The 22954-nt window shown below is 44.1% G+C and carries 17 protein-coding genes and 1 tRNA gene; 15 read left to right on the top strand and 3 right to left on the bottom strand.

The genetic code is table 11. The features are described from left to right. The 5 genes from EYS00_RS06570 to EYS00_RS06590 are packed head-to-tail and all read left to right on the top strand — an operon-like array spanning nucleotide 1 to nucleotide 6762. A complete protein-coding gene (locus EYS00_RS06570) occupies nucleotides 1-873 on the top strand; it encodes an OmpA family protein (RefSeq protein ID WP_130635768.1) in 873 nt (290 codons plus the stop codon). Beyond that, nucleotides 870-2954, top strand: coding sequence for a polysaccharide biosynthesis/export family protein (locus EYS00_RS06575; RefSeq protein ID WP_130635769.1), 2085 nt, complete (start codon nucleotides 870-872; stop codon nucleotides 2952-2954). Before EYS00_RS06570 ends, EYS00_RS06575 begins: the two co-directional genes overlap by 4 nt. A 3-nt stretch (nucleotides 2955-2957) precedes the next feature. Continuing rightward, nucleotides 2958-3671, top strand: a complete 714-nt coding sequence (locus EYS00_RS06580) for a hypothetical protein (protein WP_130635770.1) — start codon at nucleotides 2958-2960, stop codon at nucleotides 3669-3671. A gap of 1 nt (nucleotide 3672) precedes the next feature. Next, nucleotides 3673-5187 (top strand): response regulator, encoded by a 1515-nt coding sequence (locus tag EYS00_RS06585; protein WP_130635771.1) that lies wholly within the window; start codon nucleotides 3673-3675, stop codon nucleotides 5185-5187. A 57-nt stretch (nucleotides 5188-5244) separates the two neighbouring features. After that, complete coding sequence (locus tag EYS00_RS06590; protein WP_130635772.1) at nucleotides 5245-6762, top strand: sigma-54 dependent transcriptional regulator; 1518 nt, start codon at nucleotides 5245-5247, stop codon at nucleotides 6760-6762. A gap of 1 nt (nucleotide 6763) precedes the next feature. Here the strand turns inward: EYS00_RS06590 and EYS00_RS06595 are convergent, their stop codons facing one another. Continuing rightward, nucleotides 6764-7783, bottom strand: a complete 1020-nt coding sequence (locus EYS00_RS06595) for a glycosyltransferase family 4 protein (protein ID WP_130635773.1) — start codon at nucleotides 7781-7783, stop codon at nucleotides 6764-6766. On the opposite strand from EYS00_RS06595, the gene EYS00_RS06600 reads away from it, so the two are divergent. After that, complete coding sequence (locus tag EYS00_RS06600; protein ID WP_130635774.1) at nucleotides 7782-8129, top strand: Hpt domain-containing protein; 348 nt, start codon at nucleotides 7782-7784, stop codon at nucleotides 8127-8129. The two genes, EYS00_RS06595 and EYS00_RS06600, sit on opposite strands and share 2 nt — an antisense overlap. Here EYS00_RS06600 and yvcK read toward each other — a convergent pair. Next, nucleotides 8088-9047 carry a uridine diphosphate-N-acetylglucosamine-binding protein YvcK gene (gene yvcK / locus EYS00_RS06605; RefSeq protein ID WP_130635775.1) on the bottom strand — a complete coding sequence of 320 codons (960 nt, stop codon included), beginning with the start codon at nucleotides 9045-9047 and terminating at the stop codon, nucleotides 8088-8090. The two genes, EYS00_RS06600 and yvcK, sit on opposite strands and share 42 nt — an antisense overlap. Nucleotides 9048-9229: 182 nt before the next feature. On the opposite strand from yvcK, the gene EYS00_RS06610 reads away from it, so the two are divergent. The 3 genes from EYS00_RS06610 to EYS00_RS06620 all read left to right on the top strand — a co-directional run bounded on the left by EYS00_RS06610 (nucleotide 9230) and on the right by EYS00_RS06620 (nucleotide 11460). Then, on the top strand, nucleotides 9230-10888 hold the full coding sequence (locus EYS00_RS06610; RefSeq protein WP_130635776.1) for an ATP-binding protein: 1659 nt from the start codon (nucleotides 9230-9232) through the stop codon (nucleotides 10886-10888). Nucleotides 10889-10914: 26 nt separating this feature from the next. Further along, the gene (locus EYS00_RS06615; protein WP_130635777.1) at nucleotides 10915-11241 is read left to right on the top strand and encodes a response regulator; all 327 of its coding nucleotides are present in this window, start codon (nucleotides 10915-10917) and stop codon (nucleotides 11239-11241) included. Between the two features lie 127 nt (nucleotides 11242-11368). Continuing rightward, nucleotides 11369-11460 (top strand) — tRNA-Ser (locus EYS00_RS06620). A 45-nt stretch (nucleotides 11461-11505) separates the two neighbouring features. Here the strand turns inward: EYS00_RS06620 and EYS00_RS06625 are convergent. Next, nucleotides 11506-12324, bottom strand: coding sequence for a response regulator transcription factor (locus EYS00_RS06625; RefSeq protein WP_130635778.1), 819 nt, complete (start codon nucleotides 12322-12324; stop codon nucleotides 11506-11508). Nucleotides 12325-12815: 491 nt separating this feature from the next. Between EYS00_RS06625 and EYS00_RS06630 the strand changes: the two genes are divergently transcribed. The 6 genes from EYS00_RS06630 to EYS00_RS06655 all read left to right on the top strand — a co-directional run bounded on the left by EYS00_RS06630 (nucleotide 12816) and on the right by EYS00_RS06655 (nucleotide 22898). Next, nucleotides 12816-13433: a gluconate 2-dehydrogenase subunit 3 family protein gene (locus tag EYS00_RS06630; RefSeq protein ID WP_165399332.1), complete on the top strand. Its 618-nt coding sequence runs from the start codon at nucleotides 12816-12818 to the stop codon at nucleotides 13431-13433. 13 nt (nucleotides 13434-13446) lie between these two features. Further along, complete coding sequence (locus tag EYS00_RS06635) at nucleotides 13447-15177, top strand: GMC oxidoreductase (protein ID WP_130635780.1); 1731 nt, start codon at nucleotides 13447-13449, stop codon at nucleotides 15175-15177. An 86-nt stretch (nucleotides 15178-15263) separates the two neighbouring features. Next, nucleotides 15264-18278, top strand: coding sequence for a TonB-dependent receptor (locus tag EYS00_RS06640; RefSeq protein WP_130635781.1), 3015 nt, complete (start codon nucleotides 15264-15266; stop codon nucleotides 18276-18278). Nucleotides 18279-18389: 111 nt separating this feature from the next. Continuing rightward, nucleotides 18390-19967 (top strand): tryptophan halogenase family protein, encoded by a 1578-nt coding sequence (locus EYS00_RS06645; protein WP_207301687.1) that lies wholly within the window; start codon nucleotides 18390-18392, stop codon nucleotides 19965-19967. 1 nt (nucleotide 19968) lies between these two features. After that, complete coding sequence (locus tag EYS00_RS06650; RefSeq protein WP_165399333.1) at nucleotides 19969-21369, top strand: tryptophan 7-halogenase; 1401 nt, start codon at nucleotides 19969-19971, stop codon at nucleotides 21367-21369. Between the two features lie 26 nt (nucleotides 21370-21395). Further along, nucleotides 21396-22898, top strand: coding sequence for a tryptophan halogenase family protein (locus EYS00_RS06655; RefSeq protein ID WP_130635783.1), 1503 nt, complete (start codon nucleotides 21396-21398; stop codon nucleotides 22896-22898). The last annotated feature ends 56 nt before the right edge of the window (nucleotides 22899-22954 follow it).

Consider the following 22954-nt stretch of genomic DNA (forward strand, 5'->3'; position numbering starts at 1 on the left):
ATGAAACACTTACTTGTTGCTGCACTTTGTTTACTTACTTCAGCATGTGCGAGCTGGCCAAAAGAGGGGCAGGGCGGATGGGCTGAGAACTTTCACTATGGAAACGAGACACCATCGGTGTGGTATTCCCAAAGCCAAGGACTACTGCAGCATGACTTTGACCACTTGAGTTTGCGACTTGAAATTATGCGTGCAAGTGGGATCCGTCAGTGTATGCCAGCACAGCATAAATTAGCGACCTTGATGCAGAATCGTATTCAACGTCAAATGGCAGCAAGTATGTTTTCTCAAAGCCAGCACGATATTGTGGTGTTTTATCATCAAATAAATTTGCTGCAGAATCACTTCACTGAGGTGAATGAAAAAACCGGCTGTGCGTCATTCACTATGTCTAATACGCTCGTATCTGACACACGTGATGCTGCGCTAAGTCTGCTTAACAGCGACAATCAGTTCGCGTTTGCAGATGACAATCTTACGCCCAAATATCGCGATAAAATTAAGCAAGCTGCAGAGCTACTTAAATTGTTTGATAGTGTTGAGCTATTACTCGTTGGGCATACAGATCACATAGGTACACCTTACGATAATATTCAGCTTGGCATAGACCGCGCTCGTAAAGTTGCTCAAGCATTACAAGACGAAGGATTAACCAACGCAACCATATCAACGGTATCTCAAGGAGAAAGCGCGCCTTATTCAAATGAAACAACCGTTGCGGCACGTTTATCTAACAGAAGAGTCGTTGCGCACATTCTCTCAGCTAATGGAGAAAATCCAACGCATCAGACAGGGAACTCAACTTATGGCACGAATATTCCATTGTTGTATTGGACTCAAGCACTAAACAGTGAGCAAGGAGAAAGACAATGAAATTCTCAAGATTTACTTTATTCGTGATAATGATGGCATTTTCGATTAGCGCACTGGCTAATCAAGACGTCATCAATGTTGGCAACAAAGTATACCTAAACATGCCTGGCGAAGAAGGATTTGAAGAACTCTTTATTGTTAATGAAAAAGGCACGTTAACCTTACCTGAAGTAGGCAATGTACACGTAGCTGGAAAAACTGTTCAGGAAGCTGAGCAACTCATTAAACTTAGCTTGTCTACTGTATATGTTGATTTAACGACCTTCTATCTTGAAGTTACATCAAGGGACATTAGCGTAACTATTTTGGGCTATGTTAATACGCCAGACAGATACGGTATTCCAGAATATGGCAATGTACAAATGGTAATCAATGCTGCTGGCGGCTTAAAACCTGGTGCACAGTTAGACAAGCTACAATTACGCAGAGGTGAAGAGTTCGTTGAGTTTGACTACAAAGCGTACTTGGACTCAGGCGACGTCCGTATACTACCCACACTGGTAAGCGGCGATATCTTATTTGTTCCTGCATCACCTCTTATCGGTAACGTACAAGTAGACTTTGATGCACAAACACTCAGTGCTGCTGGCGATGCTTCAGACAGTTCCTTGGCCATTACCTTGATTGGTGAATTACATAACCCAGGTACCTTCTCTTTCAAGCCAGATATGACTATCGTCGACGCGCTTATGCGTGCTGATGGGGTTACGCGTTACGCTGATGTGACCAGTATTCGTGTGATAAACAATGAAGTTCCAACGTCTTTCGATTTAAAGCAATACTTAGACAGTGGTGACAAAACGCTACTTCCTGATATCGCTGGTGGCACCATGATTTACGTTCCCATTATGGTAGAAGATGTAAACACTACTGCTCGCACAGTGTACGTTATGGGTGAAGTTCAAGCGCCGGGTGCATATGAAGCAAATGAGCAAGTTGGCTTAATGGATATTCTTGCGAACGCGGGTGGTCCAACTCGTTTCGCTGAAACTCGCCAAATCAAAATTCTAAAAGAGTCGGGTGAAAATCAATTATTTGACTTGTCTGCCTACAGCGAAGGACTTGTATCCGTTGAAATCCCTCCGATTGCTCCTGGTGACGTTATCTTTGTTCCTGAAAAAACAGACATGAACGAAAAGAGTTGGTTAAAAGTAGCACCCAACCGCGCGGTAAAGGTGATTGGCGCCGTTCACTCTCCGGGCCGTTACGAGTGGAGTGATGAAATGGATTTAATGGACTTGTTAGCACACGCTGGGGGCCCAACAAAAGGCGCTAACGTGAACGATATTAAAGTTATTCGTGAAGGTGAGGCAACGTTTCGATTTAGCCTAACTTCTTTCGCACAGCTTGAAGGCGAGTATGCAACGCTTCCTGAAATTATTGCTGGCGACACAGTAATCGTTGAAGAGTTACCTCACGATCCTAAAGACAACAAATCTCAATGGGTTCGTCAAAGTACTGAACAATCGATTTACGTGATGGGGCAAGTTGGCGCAGCTGGCCGCTATGCATTCGATAAGAAATTCCACTTTTTAGATATTTTGGCCGCTGCCGATGGTCCAACAGGAACTGCTGATATTCGCAATATTCGCATTACGCATCGCAATTCGAATCAAGCACGAGTTACAAAGCTAGATCTGGCCCTATATTTCGAGACTGGTGACGAAACATTGTTCCCGACCCTTAGCCCTGGTGACACCATTTATGTACCAGAGCGTGACAAAGAGTGGTTGAGTCGTCCGAAAGAGGAGGTGGTAAGACTGATTGGTGCGGTGAATCGCCCTGGTCGTTATACCTTCAATGACTCAATGACATTGTTAGACCTTATCGCAGAGGCAGGTGGTCCGCTCAATACAGCAATGATCGACAAAATTGTAGTGGTAAACCACACATGCTGTGCAGACCAAGCACGTACGTTTGACTTGGATAAGTTTATGAAGCGTCCAGATGCTTACACCATTCCTGTGTTACGTGCTGGTGATACGGTGTTTATTCCTGACCAGTCATCAGATTCTTTCGCAAATTTCTGGAAAGACACTTTAGATGTTCTAGCCGTAGTTGGCATTGTAGCGGGGTTATAAATCATGAAAACTAAGCCACAGTTTTATCACGAGTTAGATAGCATTATTCATGAATCAGCAGAAAAAAACGCGCGGTGTATCTGTTTGTTTTCACCGTGCGGCAAGGCTGGAGTAAGCAGCTTAACGATTTCATTGGCGTCTCGCTACAAAGATGCGTCGCCTAGAATTCTTGTATTAGACTTGAATCATAAAAACCCAATGTCTTCAGGTTTCTTTAGTCATGAAGGCCCTGCTGAAAAGTGGCAGTTCGATACCATCAGTGCACAGCTGAATGTGAATGATGACGAGGGGATATACTATTTGAGTATCACGGAACTCGATTACAAAGACGCACTTCATGATATCAGTGTCATAGATGATGCGTTTGCTCGATGGAGAGTCGAATTTGATTATGTCATTGTTGATTTGTCACCTTTGCTAACAAACGACACCAGTGCGATTCCTCCCAATGTTTTTGCCCATGTAGCAGAATTAACTTTGCTTATGGTTTCAACAGGAGAAACCACAGAGGAACAATTAGTCATGGCGTGTCAAAAGCTCAACGAATTGAACTACAAAAACGTAAACATGGTGGTATCGCAGGTAAAAATGCCACCTCTAGGACCCTTACTAGTAAAAAAAGTACAATCATTGTCGTTTATTCCTTTTAAATTCAAACGTATGGTGATCGGCTTTATTGAGCGCCAGTACTGGTTGTTTAGGCCCATCGGAGACTGATATGTTGGTTTACTCAACCCGCTTTTCCCTGGCGTGGTCCATATTGGGTAATGTGAGAACAAATTTATTCCACGTTTTAAGGCGTTTGTCGGTGGAGGATCACGACATCGACAACATTGGCCTGCTGCTCACAGAATATCTCACTAACCTTTTAAGACATGCCAATGGCGAGGGTGCTAGCGTTTGTATCGAGATGTTCCGCTCGGGTGGGAAAATTACACTATCGATTAAAGACCAGACCAGTTTCAACGATTCTCTAGATAATAAATACAACGAATGTGATGAGGAATCGTCTTCGTCAGATGCGCCCCATCCGTTAAAAGAGGGAGGTATGGGTTTAGATCTAATACTCGGACTCTTTCCGTCGTCGAGATACTTCTATAGTGATGGCGTGAACCAATTTGAGTTAGAGGTTTCGATATCAAACGAACGCAAGCCGCACATTGTTATTGTGGACGACTCTGAATCGAGTATCTTGCTGCTCACCACTTACCTTAACGAAGGGTATGATGTTACGAGTTATAAGGACCCTTCTAAAGCACTTCGAGCCTTAGTCCGCAATCCACCTGACATCGCAATCATCGATATGATGATGCCAGAAATGGCAGGGGATGAACTGATTGATCTACTGCGAACCCACGAGAAACTCAGTCAGACGAAAATCATTGTGAATACTGGAGAGCCCAACAGTGCAGCGGCTCAACGGGCGAATGGCCTAGGGATACATGCCCTGGTACAGAAGCCAGTGACTAAAGCCCAATTAAACCAACTGGTTGAAATGCTGTTGAGTAATAACCTTAGAGACGGGCAGTCAACACAATCAACGAGTACCGCAGAGACGTTCAAAATGGGTAACATTAATTGTTTTCCTCGGGGAGCAGTTAATACCAAGCAAAGTGGTGACATGCTGTTTCATTTTCCCACTAGTACGGGCGACCTTTTAATTTTATGTGATGTTATGGGGCATGGCGCATCTGCGAGTGTGTATCGGGACCGATTATTTGGTTTATTTAATGGAATGATAGTGTCGGGTGTAACGGGGGCTGCCAATATTGTAAAACGATTTGCTGACGCTATGTATCCTGGAAATTTTACCGCAGACTCAGTGGTATCATTATTGTGTATTCAAGTGACTGATCAAAAACTTACCTGGGTTTCAGCAGGGCATCCTGCGCCTATTGTACTCTCACCAAATCAGGTGACCTTCAATCAAGACCGTGTACAGCCTTTAACGGGGTTGATGGAGTATTATGAGTACACTGAAAATGTCATAGTGCTTGATGATACCACTCGCGTTCTATTAGTTAGCGACGGGGTTTATGAAAATATTGATAAGCAGTTATTGACGGCAACCAATATAAAATCTCATTTAGAGGGGTGCTCTAGTTGCACCAATAGCCTAAACTCAGATAAGGTACATCGAAAAGATGCCGATCTGGTTAATTGTTTATGGAGCAATAGTTTATCCTTGTTGAGCCAGGCGTCTGATGATGCCAGCGTAGTCTTGCTTTCGTAGTATGAGGTTACGTGCTAAATAAAAACCACATTCGGAACCGATTTTACAGGGAGTCCCATGTCAGTCAGTGTACTTATTGTTGAAGATACCCGTTCTTTAGCTGCGCTTTATGAGAATTACCTTATCCCTACCGGTGTTAAAACAACGACTGTTGGTTCTGCCGAAGAGGCGAGAAATGCGATAAGCCAATCAAATTTTGATTTGGTGTTGCTGGACGTCATGCTTCCAGATGGAAACGGTATCGATGTACTCGCATGGATAAATACCTTACCGATAAAACCACAAGTGATTGTGGTGACTGCCCATGGCACCAAAGAATTGATTGTAGAGTCAATGCAATTAGGCGCGGTGGACTTTGTCGAGAAACCTATCGAGGCTGACCGGCTCAGAGTCACTGTTAACAATGCTCTCAAAATTAAGCGCTTAGAGAAGAAAGTAGCGGGATATTCCACTCATCGCACTGAAAACGGTTTTTGCAATATGGTTGGCCAATCGCCAGCTATGGAATCTGTCTATCAAATTATTCAAAACGCTGCTCCCAGCAAAGCCAGCGTGTTTATTACCGGCGAAAGTGGTACGGGTAAGGAGCTTTGTGCTGAGGCTATTCACCAATGTAGCGACCGCAAGAACGGAAACTTCGTGGCATTGAATTGTGCTGCGATTCCAAAAGATTTGATTGAAAGCGAGATTTTTGGTCATGTGAAAGGTGCTTTTACTGGCGCAACTTCAAGTCGTGATGGTGCGGCTGGCCAAGCCAATGGCGGTACGCTGTTTTTTGATGAAATTTGCGAGATGGATATCAATTTACAAAGCAAGCTCCTCCGTTTTATTCAAACAGGAAGCTTTCAAAAAGTCGGTGGTGAGAAACTCGAACAAGTGAATGTGCGATTCGTCTGTGCAACCAATCGAGATCCATGGGAAGAGGTTATAAAGGGAAACTTCAGAGAAGATCTCTATTATCGACTTCATGTAGTGCCCATTCATTTACCGCCTTTGCGTCAACGAGATGATGATGTAGTGGCCATCGCTGACGCGCTGTTTCGGAAGATTTCCAATGAAGAGGGCAAAGTCTACAAGGGCCTAACGTCCGGTGCAGAAGCTCTAATTCGTAATTTTGGTTGGCCGGGCAATGTGCGTCAGCTCGAAAACACCATTCGGAACGTGGTGGTACTCAATCAAAGTGAGTTTATTGATGAGACCATGTTTCCTTTACTCAGAGACAAAGCGGATTCAGGACAAGCTGCACCAGTAATTCCTCCAGTGTCAGCTCCACCTCAACCCCAAACTGTGCCTTCTGCTCAACCCAGCTATCAACAACCGGTAAGCCAATCTTCACCGGTGTCTAACCATTCTCATAACAGTCTTAGTGATACTGCTAGCCCAACCAACGAATTTGACGAAGTAGATAATCCCTTCGCTCAACAACAGGTGCAAGCAATGTGGATTATTGAAAAACGCTACATTGAACATGCCATTGGTCTGTGTAATGGCAACGTCTCTAGAGCGGCGGGTTTACTTGAAATAAACCCATCCACTATTTATCGAAAAATGAAAGAGTGGGGCAAGTCAGCGTAAGCTATACAAGCCCATAGAACTTACTGTAGAACGACCATTGGTCTTCTCCAGAGCAGAATCGTCTAACATAGTTGTGTGCGTGCAGCTTTAGTTCGTCAGACTGACGTTGATTGAGGTCTATAAACTGATTTAGCGCGCTAATGAGTTCATCAACACTGCTATTGGAGGTAACAATACCCCGGTTAGTGCTGAGTAGGTCGGGTAGTGCGCCGCAGGGGGTAGCAATAACGGTGACGCCGCGCATCATTGCCTCTATTGCCACCATCGGCATGCCTTCTTGACGCGAGCTGATCATGAGCACATCTAGTTCATTCCAATGGTTTTCCATGTCGTTGCAAAAACCTTTGAATTTAACGTTATCTGTAGCGTTGGCCTCCAGTTCAGCGCGCATTGGGCCGTCGCCAAACATGGTAAACGTGAAGTGTTTAAAGTTTTGCAGTCTGTTGGCACATGCAAGAAATATATCAGGGCCTTTTTCGTGAGACAAACGACCGACAAAACCTATGTTAACTTGGGCGTTTCTTGGTTTGTTTACCAAAGATTCAGGGCTGACAAAGTTATTGAGCACTTTAGCCCTATTGCCCAGCCACGCATTAATACTCGAAGAGACCGCAATATTAGTTGAGAGGTGAGCGGTGTATCTGTCTAACCAAGTATATAACGCAAGTAGGCCTGTGCCCGTGTCACCCGCATGATAAGTGGAATTACAGTACTTGCCGGTTAATTTACAAAACAATCTGCACAGTATTCCTGCTTTGTAACCATGACTATGAATGATGTCACGGGGATTGAGTGACTTAATAAACTGATACAAACTCATCGGCGTGCCCTTTAAACAAATGCACTCGATACCCCGTTTTTTGAGCTTTTGTCTCAAGAGGTGTTCACCGTAATCTTTATAAAAAACGAGAATAGGATGACCTTTTTTCCGTTTTATTAGCTGAGAAAGATGAAAAAGATGAGACTCTATGCCAGCATAATGTCTAGAGTCGACTACCAAATAGATTTTTTTATCTACCATGAGTTATTCTCCCAACGAAAACGAAATTAAAGATCCCGACGTACTCTCAAGACTTGAGGCTGAAGTAGGGGATGCGTTACTAAACGACTTAATAAACCTGTTTATTAGTGAAACCCAGTCATTGCACACACAACTTATTGATTCGCTGGCAAGTGCAAAAAATGATGATGCAACTAGATTTGCCCACAGCATAAAAAGCGGTGCTCGCACGTACGGTGCTAACGCGTTGGCTGACAGTGCAGCCATTGTGGAGAGCGCACTTCGTGAAAATGATGTAGACCTAGCAAACCAAAACATGTCGAACCTACACGCAATGCTCTTGGCTACTGTCGAACAATACTCGTGAAAGATTCGACAGCGCCTTGGTGTGTTTTAGTTTGTAGTGATAGGCATCCGAGATACACAAGCTAAGTGCCAACGCGAGAGACAACCTCGAAATGTCATGCTTGGGTTCTTTTGTCCATTTGAGTTGTTGTGCATGAGTCGCTAGCGAATAAGTGACACCGTCTATTATCACATGGTCTTTCATCAATTGACCGTTCACGATGCCTTCTCCCACTTGACCTTCAAGCCATTTAAACTGCTTTTTGGCATCGAGGACACTTACTGGACTGGCTTCCGGCTGACAATTGTGAATTAGCAATTTCAATCCTTGATGAGCCTTAACTGCATTCTTGATTTCTGGGACTAAAAGTGGTGGTAATACACTCGTAATTAGGCTGCCTGGCCCCAGACACAGTACATCGGCATTTTTGATTGCTTGAACAGCTTCAGTGGGCGCGTGTGCTGGTCTATCTAGTAACATGGTCATTGGCATATCTGCCATGCTATCTACATTCTCTTCACCGTAGACAAGTGCACCGTTTTTATTAATTGCCATAAGATCAACAGGGTTATCGGCCATTGGGAATACGCGGTTTGTTACACCTAACAGATCACCTAATGCATTGATAGCAAGTAGAACATCGCCGTTTTGCTGGTAGAGTGCTTCTAACATGAGGTTGCCGAAGCAGTGACCAGTTAATCTGCCCAGCTCTTCGTAGCGTTGACCAAGAGTTTTCGTCAGCGAGGTATTGGATGACATGGCTACTAGAACCTTGCGGATATCGCCCCATGGGATTGGGCTACCAGCATGACGTAACCGACCACTACAGCCACCATTGTCTGTAGTTGCTACTACAGCGCTTGGATTTATTTCGAGTTTAGTCCATGCTTTAACCGTAGACGATAAACCTGTTCCACCACCAATGCATACAATATTCACGGTTTTTTCCTATCAATGGGTTTTGTGAATAGCTGTTACAAGTTAAGGGCCAATGTTGAATAATCTCTCTAACTTGTTGAATAATATTATTTTTTGTTTTTGGTGTTTAGTGGAATTATTTTTATTTGCAAAATGCAACGCATTTTCCCGACAATACAGTGCGCAATTAATGGATAAATGAAATGGATAGCAGCGTAATACTCACAATGCTGGATGAGCTTGCAGATGCATCATCACTCGAAGATGCGTTTGCGCTGTCGCAAAAGTTTTTTCGGGAGATTGACTACCGGTACAATGATTTTTCTATCCTCTCAAAAGATACTGACCAAACAATAAAAGTTGTGGCGTCTAATAACAGTGGCTTAATGCACACACTGTGGCCGATTAACGAGGTATTGATCCCGTTGTGTGAAAAAGGAAGTTGTACTGTAGAGCGAAACACTTCACCGCCTTGGCTTGAGGTTCAAGTAGCGAGAGTACGAGATCAGATCCACAGTGCCCACCTTGTTGATGTTGATGGTTTTGTTTTAATGTTTTCTCGATGGGCTGAGCCTGCATTCTCTAGTCATGATGAAGAGATTATTTCTCAAGTTACCCCGCTATTACGTCAACTTGTCAGTGTGCTTAAAACCCATTTGGGTGTGCTTGAATCTGACCAAAGGCATAGTTTGTCTGTAGCGTCTGAAAATGAAAAACGTTTTAGGGTCTATGCAGAACTTGCGTCGGATTGGTTTTGGGAGTCAGATGAGGCGTTAAACTACACCATATTATCGCCCAATCAAAAGACTACCTTTCAAGGCTTTGATGGCTTAGCGGGAAAGACGCTGTTTGATATTAGGGCTAAATCAGAAACACGTTTACTCAAAAAGTGGAATCACTTTCTTTACCTGACAAACAAACATCTACCGTTTAAAAACTTCGAATTTGAGATAGAAGTTCCTGGTGGAAATCGATGGATTTCGATAAGTGGACAGCCAACGTTTGATGATAGCGATGGGTTTACTGGCTACTTGGGAACTGCGACGGACATTACCTACATCAAACAGCGTGAGCTTGAGATAAATACGGCTAAGCAAGGCGCTGAAAAAGCAAATGCTGCTAAGTCTCAGTTTATTGCGGTAATGTCTCATGAACTCAGAACACCTTTAAACGTCGTGTTGGGCAATCTAGAACTTTTATTGCAAACTCAACTCGATAACGAGCAGCAGAGCATGCTGGAGTTCACGCAAACCAGTACCAAACTACTGCAGGCTATTATCTCTGATGTTTTAGATTTTTCGAAGATTGAAGCGGGCACTCTTGATATTGAAAAAGAAGTTGTCGACCCAGTTAAACTCGTCAACGAAGTAGTCGCACAGTTTCAACGTCAGGCAGAAATGAAAGGATTAGCACTTAACATAGTGTTCGAATCCACGGTTGATGAAAAGGTCTTTATTAGCGCCATTCGAGTGGCGCAAGTGTTGTTCAACCTTATCGGTAATGCCATCAAGTTTACCGATAAAGGTGAGGTGGTTGTTTCTATCGAGCAAATCAGTAAGAAACTCGTATTTAGCGTCAAAGATACTGGATGCGGTATTGATAATGCCGACCACGGAAAAGTGTTCAAACCCTTTGAACAAGTGGCTGAAAACCCCAAAAAACGCAGAGAGGGTGCAGGTCTTGGCTTGAGTATTAGCCAACGTCTGGTTGAACTCATGAAGGGTGAAATTAAGTTTACCAGCTCGCCAAATAAGGGCTCGACTTTTACCTTTTCCTTCCACTCGTTCCCGTGCCTGAATCGATACCTGTTAATGTTAAAACCGATAACCAGAATAGTAAAACGAGATCCCTTACCATTTTAGTCGCTGAGGATCACGTTGCGAATCAAATGCTAATGACAGCCATGCTCAAACAGCGTGGCCACAATGTAGTGATTGCAGAAAATGGAAAAGTTGCAGTAGAGCAGATTCAAGCTCACGACATCGACGTTGTTCTTATGGATATGATGATGCCAGAGTTAAATGGAATTGAGGCAACACAAGCCATACGGGCGCTAGGCGATTTTGACAGTGTTCCCATAATTGCACTCACCGCAAATGTGAGCCTTCAAGATAGACAGGCATGTACAGACGCAGGAATGAATGACTTTCTTACAAAACCCTTGAGTGGCAGTGCGCTAGATAACGCTTTGGTGAAATGGACGAGGGCAAACTAATGCCTTCTGAGTTCATTAAATCGCGGTGAATTTAATCAGTATGATCAATAAAAAAGCAATCAGACATTTTATGTGAAATTAATGCTTTACAGCGCAAATAATATCATTAAGATACGCATCACTTCTCGGAGAGATGGCAGAGTCCGGCTGAATGCACCTGACTTGAAATCAGGCGAAGGGTCAAACCTTCCGGGGGTTCGAATCCCTCTCTCTCCGCCATATTATGAAAGGCCCGCACTTGTTGCGGGCTTTTTGTTTTCTGTGCTAATTCAATGATTCTTGAAGTGCGCTTTGCGCCAATACTGATTCTCTTGTTGCTGGTAGTTCTTGCTGAGACGATTGCTTTATCATTTGCTCTCTAAGTGCAGAGGGCAGGGTACCAAACATCTTTTTAAACTGGCGGCTAAAGTAACTGTGTTCAGAAAATCCGCATCGATAAGCAATTTCTACTATTGGAAGTGCAGTATCTGTAAGCATACGCCTAGCGTTTTCTAGCCGGACTTCGTTGACGAATTGCTTTGGTGTTTTACCCAAGTGTTTCTTAAATCTGCGCTCTAATGCACTCACAGATAAAAAAGACACCTTTGCCAGATCTTCCACCGTAAAATCTTTCTGATAGTTTTCTCGAACAAACTCTACGGGTGCTCTGATTGCATCAATACTCGACAGCGCTTGAGAGGTTTGTTCGAGGTGATGAGTGAAGCCATATGTACCAACAATGGTGCCATCGTCATTCTGTAGCGGACGTTTAGACGTTGAGTACCAGCCGAATTCTCCACTAGATAGCATATTGAGTTCAATCCGGTTAGTTACTATGTCACCGGTCATGACTTTGCGGTCATCAAGAATGTACTGACGAGCTAAATGGGGAGGAGAGATTGCATAGTCTGTTCTGCCAACAATTCTCGATAAACATCGCATTCCGCTATGCTCAATAAATACCTGATTTGCATGTATAAAACGGCACTGTTCATCCTTGATCCAAAACAGCGTATTGGGCACAAGATCAAACATTCCAATGAGTGTTTGGACATTAATATCGTTAACAACTAACTGGTTTTTACTACTTTTTCCAACACCCATTTACTTCTCCTTTTTGTACTAATAAGTAACTGTGATGCGCCGATTATCTTGCATAGAAAACCGAATTTGTCATAACGCAATTTGGATGCGCTTAGCAATAATATTACACAATGTTTACATAAGTCCATTGCCTAATTTTTACATTTTTTAGAAATGCGGTTTAGGTTTTTTCTTATGGTTTACATTTTTAAAATTGCGTATTCAAAGCATATGAGCGCTGAAAACTTTTGTAATTATCTATTTTATAATAGGTTTAATTGATTTTTTCAGCGTGTGTATTTAGTAATCCGGTTTTTTATAGACTACATTGAGTGGACAGTTGTAAAACTCGCTTTATGTGGTTGGGCGAAAAGTTACTAGTGTACAGTTGTTTGAATGTAAATATTGCGTTAAATTGGAACCGCTACCAACTTTTGCTTGCTTTGTGATGGTATTTTATACAGCGCCGATTGCGTTTCACTAAGCAAGACCGTGGTAAAAGGAGCATGAAAATGAGTGATGTGACAATGCAGAGCCCATCGAGTGAACTCAGAAGATCAATACTAAAACGTATTGGTGCGGCTATTGGTGTAAGTGCCACTGGGATAGTAACAAATACGTCGATTTGTTCCGCGGCAGCTTTCTATCAAGGAAGCGCAACGCACTCTACTAATACCAATCCTTTCACTCGTGACGAAATGCTTACGCTGCGTTCAGTGTGCGAAACGGTTATCCCAAAAACCGACACGCCAAGTGCTGCAGATGTCAAGTGCCACGAATTTATCGCTCATCAACTCGTTGCGTGTCATACAAGCGATGAACTTGCCAATGTTAAAAATATCATCTCAGCAATCGATAGCTTTTCGAAGTCCGAATACGGCAATTCATATATTGCGTTAGACAGTCAAATACAAACTGTAGTGCTTGAATCTATTGAAGGTACCAAGGGGTTTGACCAGGTCAACGCGCAACATTTTTCCTTTCTCAAAGGCCTTATTGTTTTTGGATACTTTACCAGTGAGGCCGGCGCAACCAAGGCGCTAAGTTATCAAATGGTTCCCGGTGGCTACAAAGGGTCAATTCCCGTTACACCGGAAACCAAATCTTGGGGTTCGTTGAATTATTACTGAGTATGAATCTAGCATGACTGAACTTTATAACAAAAATACCCGCGAAGAATTTGATGTACTAGTAGTTGGTTCTGGTATTACAGGTGGTTGGGCGGCTAAAGAGTTTACTGAGCGGGGTTTTAAAACCCTAATGATAGAACGTGGTCGCAAAGTTGAACACCGTAAGGATTACCCGACAGAAGGCAAGGGCCCTTGGCTTTTCTCAGAGCGGACCAAGGTGTCGAATGTTTTACGAGAAGAAGAGTACCCCGTTCAATCAACCTGCTATGCATTTAATGATTCAACGAAGCATTTTTTTGGTAGTGATAAGGACCTTCCTTATTCTACAGAAGAGGGCACTGATTTCCGCTGGATACGAGGGAACCATTTAGGTGGTAAGTCACTTACTTGGCATCGTCAGTCATATCGCATGAGTGATTATGATTTAAATGCCAATAAAGCGGATGGTCATGGCAATGACTGGCCCATTCGTTACAAGGACCTTGCACCTTGGTATTCATATGTAGAGAAGCATGCTGGGATCTCAGGGAATAGAGATGGACTTGCCCAACTTCCAGACAGCGATAGCTTACCTCCTTTTGAAATGAATTCTGTCGAGAAGCATCTCGTCGAGAAGTTCGCCCAACACTATCCAGATAGACCTATGGTTATCGGTCGGTGCGCGCATTTATCTCAAGCAACGCCAGAGCATATGTCTCACGGACGAATTTCATGTCAAGCAAGAGATGAATGTCAAAAGGGCTGTTCATTTGGAGCCTATTTTTCAACCCAAAGCTCGACGCTTCCCTTCGCCATGGCCACAGGCAAATTGACTATTGCCACCGACAGTGTGGTGCACAGTCTGATATACGACGAAGCGACAAATCGCGTAAAGGGTGTGCGAGTCATTGATAACGAAGACCTTACTGAACGGGAATATTATGGTTCAGTTGTCTTTTTATGCGCCTCTACACTAGGCTCTACTCAGATCATGCTTAATTCTGTGTCTCGCAGATTTCCAAAAGGCATCGCGAATTCTTCTGGTGTCTTGGGTCACTACTTAATGGATCACAATTACAACGCTTCTGTTGGTGGTGTTATCGATGGGTTTGACGACGAATATTATTCAGGTCGCCGCCCAACCGGTATCTATGTGCCTAACTTTCAGTACGAACCCAGCCGCTACAAAAAGCACTATGTGCGTGGCTATGCAATGGGCGGTGGCGCATCAAGAGGTAATTGGAAGTCTGGTCAACACAGAAAGGGTATTGGAGCCGGTTTTAAAGACAGCTTAACTCAACCTGGTGATTGGTATTTCGGTATGTACGCACAAGGCGAAATGCTACCGAGATTTGACAATCAAGTCGCTCTTCATCCTACGAAAAAGGACAAATGGGGGATCCCGCAGCTCCATTTCAATGTGTCTTGGTCAGACAATGAACGCTTGATGATGGAAGACTGTGCCCAAGAGTGCGAAGCCATGTTGAAGAAGGCTGGTGCTAAGTACGTCAGTAGCAATGTGTCTATATACGACAGTGCACCAGGGCAAGCGATACACGAATTAGGTACTGCAAGAATGGGGCGTGACAAGAAAGATTCTGTACTTAACGGATTCAATCAGACCCATGATATTCCAAATCTATTTGTTACAGATGGCGCTTCTTATTGTTCGTCGGCAACCGTTAATCCATCGCTTACTTTTATGGCATTAACGGTTCGAGCAGTGGACTATTGTGCGAAAGAGATGGCGCAGAAAAGGATTTAAACAACTTCGGTGCAACTATGCACCGAAACATATTGTTAATAGCGCCCATACGGGCCGAATTAACACATAAAAACAAGAGGGTTCGTATGAAAACCGAAAAGCAATTATTGCTACCAACCAACAAGCGATTCAAATATTCCGTGCTTGCGTCTGCTGTATTGGGACTATCAGCAGGTCAAGCGTTCGCACAGGAGGCAGAGGAAGAGTCAACGGAGGAACAGGCTGTAGAGGTTATTGATGTTAGAGGGACACGAGCAGATTTGTTTAATGCTCAGAACATCAAACGCTTCAGTGAAACCGTAGTAGATGCACTTGATGCATCTGACATTGGCGGCTTTCCAGACCGCTCCGTACTAGAAGCGATTTCTCGTCTACCGGGTATTACTATGGGGCGTTTTGCGGCACCGAACGATCCAGACCACTTTGGTACAGAAGGTAGTGGCGTCGTCATTCGTGGTTTAACCCACGTTCGTAGTGAATTCAATGGCCGTGACAGTTTTACTGCGGACTCTGGACGCGGATTGAGCTTCCAAGATGTTCCTCCAGAACTGATGGGCTCAGTTCAAGTATTTAAAAACAGTACTGCCGATATGGTTGAGGGTGGTATAGCCGGTACGGTAAATCTTATCACGAGAAAGCCATTTGACACCGACGGTCAAATGATTGCTTTTTCTGCCGACGCAACGTATGCCGACTTTATTGAAGAAACCACACCAACATTTTCAGCGCTTTACAGTAACGTGTTTGAAAACGATAGCGGTAAGTGGGGTCTACTATTAAACGCGTCACACTCAGAGCTAAAAGCGCAATCTGATGGCGCCATGGTGGGGCAGTATTGGCCACAAGCGGACAATGACTATCTTATCCCAGAAGGTGCACGTTTAACGCGAAAGCAAGATGACCGTACTCGTCAGGGTTTTGCAGCAGTAGTGCAGTGGCAAAATCCAGATCGCACCATACTCGCCACTGGTGAATATATTCGCAGTGAGTCTCAGTTAGCGTGGACTGAGAATGCGGTAGAGATGGATGATGGCGATGCGCAAGATGGCTTGATCCCCATTGACGGTACGCAGTTTGAGTTCGACTCAAACGGGTACTTTGAGCAGGGTATTATGACATCAAATGAAGGCTGGCGTGGTAACGAAGGTGATCGTACGCCAGGCGGTATTTTTGGTATGAACCACGTGCTTCAGTCCCGTTTTCGTGACAACGAATCTTTGGTTGAGGACCTGAGCTTTAACGTTAAATATACCCCTAATGATTCTTGGGCGTTTAATTTTGACTTGCAGTTCGTAGAGGGCACCAATGACGTTATCGACTTCTCGATAATGGGTGCGACAGATGCCGTTGTTGGCCTTGATGTAACGGGTACGGGCAAACCTACCATTGATTTTTATGCGCCTACATACAATGGTCAGGCGGATTTTGATAGAAACAACAATCACTTCACTGATCCAAGCCGTTCGTTCTTTAGAAGTGCAATGGATCACATATCAATGAACGAAGGTGAAGAGATTGCAACTCGCTTTGATACCAAATATACCTTTGATGACGGTGCGATAACGTCAGTACAGTTTGGTGCTCGTTATGCTAAGCGAGAACAAACTACTCGTCAGTCTACATACAACTGGGGTGTATTGTCAGAAGCCTGGACAGGTGACGTAGCATGGTATGATTCTGCAGCTGGTTCTCAAGTACCTCACGAAGAAGTGAGCTTTGATAACTTTGCTCGTGGTGGTGTGTTGAACGTAGACGGCGGAAACTCATTCTTGTTCCCAGCCATGTCACTGGCAGAAAACTACAGAAGTGCAGCTTCAGCGTTGGCACCTGTTTCTAATGGTTGGACGCCTCTTTCAGCACGCAATGCTGATGGTTCGGACTTTATCAACAACGAAATCAACCAGACGGACGAAGTTAATACTGCGGTTTATATCAAGGCCAACTTCGAAGGTGAGTGGGGCGATATGGACTACTCGGGTAACTTTGGTTTGCGTTATGTCAATATCGAAAACGACACCGCAGGTTTCATCGTATTCCCAGATAACGTGCCGGATGATCCAAGCGATCCTACAGAGCAAGACAACTATCTACCTGATGATCAAAAAGCTTTTGGTAATGCAGCGTCAAGGTCACTGGTAGCGTCAAGTGATTACGATAAGATTTTACCAAGCTTCAACTTCAAGCTTAATATTACCGATGAAGTACTCATGAGATTCGGTGTTGCTGAAACTATTGCACTGCCTCAACTTGGTCTGTTGCGTAACTATGTAGCGATACAAGAGCAAGATAGAATCAATGTGGTTGGTGATGACAATGATGGCGATGGTCAACCAGATCTCGTTTCTTCAACTATTGGTCGTTACACCGCTAACTCGGGTAACCCTTTCCTGAAACCCATGGAAGCAGTTAATTACGACCTTACGTTGGAGTGGTATTTTGCGCCAGTGGGCTCTTTGACCTTCTCGTATTTCTACAAAGATTTAGAGAACTACTTTATCAGTGGTACTCGGACTGAGTCATATACAAATAACGGAGCAACTCAACAAGTTGAGGTTGCATCGGCACTCAATGGTGATGAGGGCTCAGTTCAAGGTTTCGAGATCGCTTATCAGCAATTCTTTGATATGTTACCAGCACCTTTTGATGGCATAGGCGTTCAAGCAAACTACACCTATGTGGATGAAGAAGGTTCACCGAATGCAGGTTTGTCTGCAGATAACCCTGATACAACGGCGAATGCTAACTTTGCGTTTGAAGGCCTTCCACTAGAAGGACTATCAGAAGACAACTACAACCTAGTGCTAATGTATGAAAAATACGGCTGGAATGCCCGTATGGCTTATAACTGGCGCTCGGCATACTTGTTGACTACCCAAGACGTTATTACTCAGTTACCTATTTTTAACGAGGACATTGGTTTCTTGGATGCGTCAGTATTCTATGATGTTACTGACAATATCAAAGTAGGTATTCAAGGTACAAACCTGACTGACGAAGTTACGCGTACAGCAATGCAAGTGGACCAAGAAGGAAACCGCAGACTCCGTGGCGCATTTGTTAACGACCGACGCTTTAGTCTAGTGCTTAGAGGTGTGTTCTAACAAGAAGCATCACCTATGTTAGCGGTGTCTACCCAGTGGTAGGCACCGCTGTTGTGCTTTGTGTGTTTTACCCTATGATATTAAAGATAAAAAATAACAACGAGGTAATGCGTGTTTAAAGCGCCTACCCATCAAATTAAACGAATTGTCATTTTAGGCGGCGGAACTGCTGGCTGGATGACGGCTGCTGCGCTATCCAAACTTCTCAATCCTAACCTTTTCACCGTAACCCTCGTAGAGTCTGATGCCATTGGTACCGTGGGAGTAGGAGAGGCAACCTTACCCCATTTACGCTTTTTCAATCAGCGATTAGGTATTGATGAGGGTGAATTCATCAGAGCGACAAACGCTACCATCAAAGCCGGAATAGAGTTTTCCAATTGGGGAAACATTGGTGATGCGTATATTCATCCCTTTGGTGATTACGGCGAACCGCTCAACAACGTCGGCTTTCATCACTATTTTTATCAGGCGCAAAAGCGCAATACTGCGCTGAGCTTAGATGATTACTCGCTACCTGTTATGGCGTGCAAACAAGGTAAGTTTGCCTTTCCGACTTCAGAGCCGAATCTATTAACATCGACATATTCTTATGCGTATCACATCGATGCTGGGCTATACGCAAAGTACTTACGTGGATTCTCAGAAAAGCTAGGTGTTGTTAGAGTTGAAGGGAAAGTAGAGAGCGTGGCTATGCGCAAAAGTGATGACTCAATAGCATCGCTCAAACTCGATAATGGTGACATTATTAACGGTGACTTTTTTGTCGATTGTTCGGGGTTCAGAGGGCGTTTGATAGAACAGTGTTTACACGCTGGCTATGAAGATTGGTCTCATTGGTTACCTTGCGACCGAGCGATTGCTGTGCAAAGTGAACATAACGGAAAGCCGTTACCTTACACTAAAGCCATTGCGCAAGAAGCGGGTTGGCAGTGGCAAATTCCATTGAAGCACAGAATGGGCAACGGTTATGTGTATTCAAGCCAATATATAAGCGACGATACTGCGCTACAAACTCTGCTTGATAATCTACCCGGTAAACCCACGTCCGAGCCAAACCGATTGAGATTTACCACAGGCAAGCGTAAATCGAGCTGGGTAAAAAACTGTGTTGCCATAGGGCTGTCCAGTGGTTTTTTAGAGCCTTTAGAGTCGACCAGTATTTATCTTATTCAAGCGGCCATTATGAAGTTGGTTGAGTTGTTACCACAGCGGGAAAATCTTGACGCTAAGCGCAGCGAGTATAACCGCTATTTCAGCAATGAAATGGACAAGATCCGTGACTTCCTCATCCTTCACTACCACGCGACGAAAAGGGAAGACACGCCTTTTTGGTCGTTCTGCAATCATTTGAATATACCGCAAAGCCTTGCTGAGAAAATGCAACTTTATAAAGAGATAGGCGTTATTGAAGACTACAAGTATGGGCTTTTTCTCACACCGTCGTGGTTGGCGGTATATCATGGTCAGGGCGTTACGCCATCACAGGGTGATGTGCGTGTAAATCAAGCCACGCTAGCCCATGCTGAAAAATACATGAATTTGCTAAAACCTAATATTCAACGGTGTGTCAATAAGATGCCGACCCATGAACATATTGTGGCTATGTTACACGAGACTGAACACAACAACCCCACAGCGTCTCAGTTAAATCGACCAGCTAACTTTAGCTTGTATGGACGTAGTTAGTATGAGCGATTTACACATTAACGGCGAGCTACAGCAAATAAAGGTGATCAGTGATGAGCACAGTGCGTTTGGTGGGTGGTTCACTGCGGCAATGGCAGCATTTGCCCTTAGAGATACTGAAATATCAATAAGCCATGCTACCTGCAAAGATTTTACACTGAGTCACGGAAGCCTCACGTTGCAAGCGGATGTACTCTTAGCACTCCAAGACGTCGGCATAACTGAACAGGTACTAATTGAACAGGCGAGTGCAACGCCATTTCTTGCAAATCAGTACATTGGCTGGGGCAATAATGCACATTCATCTCTTGCTGGGCTTGCAAAGTCGGGAGTACCGCTGAACGGCGTAGGTTTTGTTCATTATCTGACTCGCTTACGCAATGAAACGCACGACAGCCAATGGAATATAGAAGCGTTTTCGCTCAATACTATGTGTGCGGCGCACAACACCTTTACTCGGCCTAGTGCTGATCCTCGCTCAATTCTCTCCAGTTTAGAGTATGGGCTTCGAGTTAACGCTAAGTCTTTATGTGCGTTGCTTAAGCAAGTCGCAGTAACTCATGGCAAGGTGTTGGAGCTATGCTCGTCGAACCTAGAATCCAATAATAAAGACAGCGCGAGTGTGGTGACTTTAGATTGTCGCTTGTGCGTCAGTGTAGATTCAAGTGATAGCTTGCCGATAGACAGCATCAAGATTGTTGGACACGCCCCCAAAGAAGCTAGTTTGAGTAATGTATTGGAGTGCTTAGACAATGGCTATGTTGAGCGCCAATACCTGCAGAGTAACTGTTATTCCAGATGGTTCAGTTCGTCAGGGATTGAGAGTGGGGAAGTACTAGTTGAGAGTGAATCAAACAACGACAGTCGACAAATTTCGATTGCACCTCTAGCGAGTGACACATGGCACTCTGATAGCTCTACTATCTACCTATTTGAAACAGGTGTGCACCAATTGTTGGATGACGGCGGGTTGGGGTACAGAACACAACAGCTCGCTTCCCTTTGGCCGCTGTTAAGTGGCGCAAGGCTTTCGGACACAGCGGCAAAATATTTTTGTCGTTTGTCAGCCCAGCGCTATAAGTACTGGCGTGACATAGCGGTGTTGCCAATGTATTTGTGCAACAAAGATAACACCGCGTTTTGGCAATCAGCGAAATCCCAATTGGTTAACGACGACCTTAGTTATCTTGTTAACTTTTATATTGATACTGGCGTGTTGCCCCAGCTCGAACACTATCCAGAAGACTTAGGTTCGCTTGAGAATACCCTGTTGGCATTTGAACATTACCCGCGAAACGCTGACCCTTTAAGCTATGTTTGGGATCTCTCTGAGCTGGTGTCGCGGTTAGATAAACTTCGTCAACAAATTAAGCAAACCGCTGTGCAGTTGCCACAGATTTAACAAAAAACGATTGAACAGGATTTATAATGCGAGCAGTAAATAAAGTCGTTATTTTAGGAGGTGGCAGTGCTGGGTGGATGACTGCCGCAGCGCTAGCCACAGTGTTGAAGAACCAATACGCCGAAATCGTTCTTATTGAATCTCAGAGTATCGGCACCGTGTCGGTTGGCGAGGCCACTATTCCACAAATTGCACTGTTCAATAGTATTTTAGGCATTGATGAAAACGAATTTGTTCGTGAGACTCAAGCAACGTTTAAGTTAGGTATCGAATTCGCTAATTGGAAGCAAAAAGGGCATGCGTATATGCATCCCTTTGGCAGTTTCGGTACGGATATGGATGCCATCCAATTTCACCACTATTGGTTGAAGATGTTTCAGCAAGGCCAAGCTCACGATCTCGATGCTTACTCTCTAGCAGCAGTTGCCGCTAAACAAGGCAAATTTATGCGCCCTGAAAATCGGGGTAATTCGCCCTTATCGAAGATTGCATATGCCTTTCATTTCGATGCAACCCTTTACGCTAAATATTTAAGAAAGCTTGCAGAGGGCCGTGGTGTTAAACGCATTGAGGCCAAGATGGAAGATGTGTGTTTGCGTGATACTGACGGTTTTATTGATAGCTTGGTATTAGATAACGGCCAGACTATCAGCGGTGACTTATTTATTGATTGTTCGGGTTTTAACGGCCTGCTTATAGATAAAACACTCAATGCAGGGTTTGAGGATTGGTCACAATGGCTACCATGCGACAGTGCCGTGGCTATGCCATGCTTAGCAAAAAACAGCGTTTATCCATACACAGTGAGCACTGCTCAAGACGCCGGGTGGACGTGGCGTATTCCGCTTCAACATCGTATTGGCAATGGATACGTGTTCCCAAGTCAATTTGTCGATACTCAAAAGGCGGTTGATGTATTAACGCAGCAAATGGAGAACGAGCCGCTCAACGAGCCGAATATTCTCCGTTGGAAAACGGGGATGCGCAAAGAATTTTGGGTTAAAAACTGTGTTGCTATTGGCCTTTCCGCTGGATTTATCGAACCCCTGGAGTCTACTGGGCTACATCTCATTCAAGCAGGAATTGCAAAGTTACTAGGTATGTTCCCGCATCAAGGGTTTGAGCAAATTGATATAGATACCTACAACCAACAGACTGCAGTAGAAATGGAGAGGATCCGAGACTTTATTATTTTGCACTATAAGGCAACCGACCGCGAGGATACTGAGTTTTGGCGATATTGCAAACACATGACAATTCCAGAGTATTTACAGCAAAAAATTGATCTTTATAAAGCTAATGGCCGCATTTATCGACAAGACGTTGAACTATTCAATGAGACCTCCTGGTTAGCGGTAATGCATGGGCAAGGCATCATGCCTAAAGGCTACCACCCGCTGGTTGATACTTTACCTGAGGCCGAAATACATTCTAGGTTAGAGCATATCAAGCAAGTGATTGATAATTCAGCAAATGTAATGCCGAGTCAGGCTGCTTTTATTGACAAGTACTGCAAAGCGAGTGGGTAGGGTTGGTCGATGGTAATGGCGCCGAATTTGTCTTACTGATAACCGATTTCGGGCTA

The sequence above is a fragment of the Alteromonas sp. KUL49 genome, assembly GCF_006538345.1.
Lineage (GTDB): Bacteria > Pseudomonadota > Gammaproteobacteria > Enterobacterales > Alteromonadaceae > Alteromonas.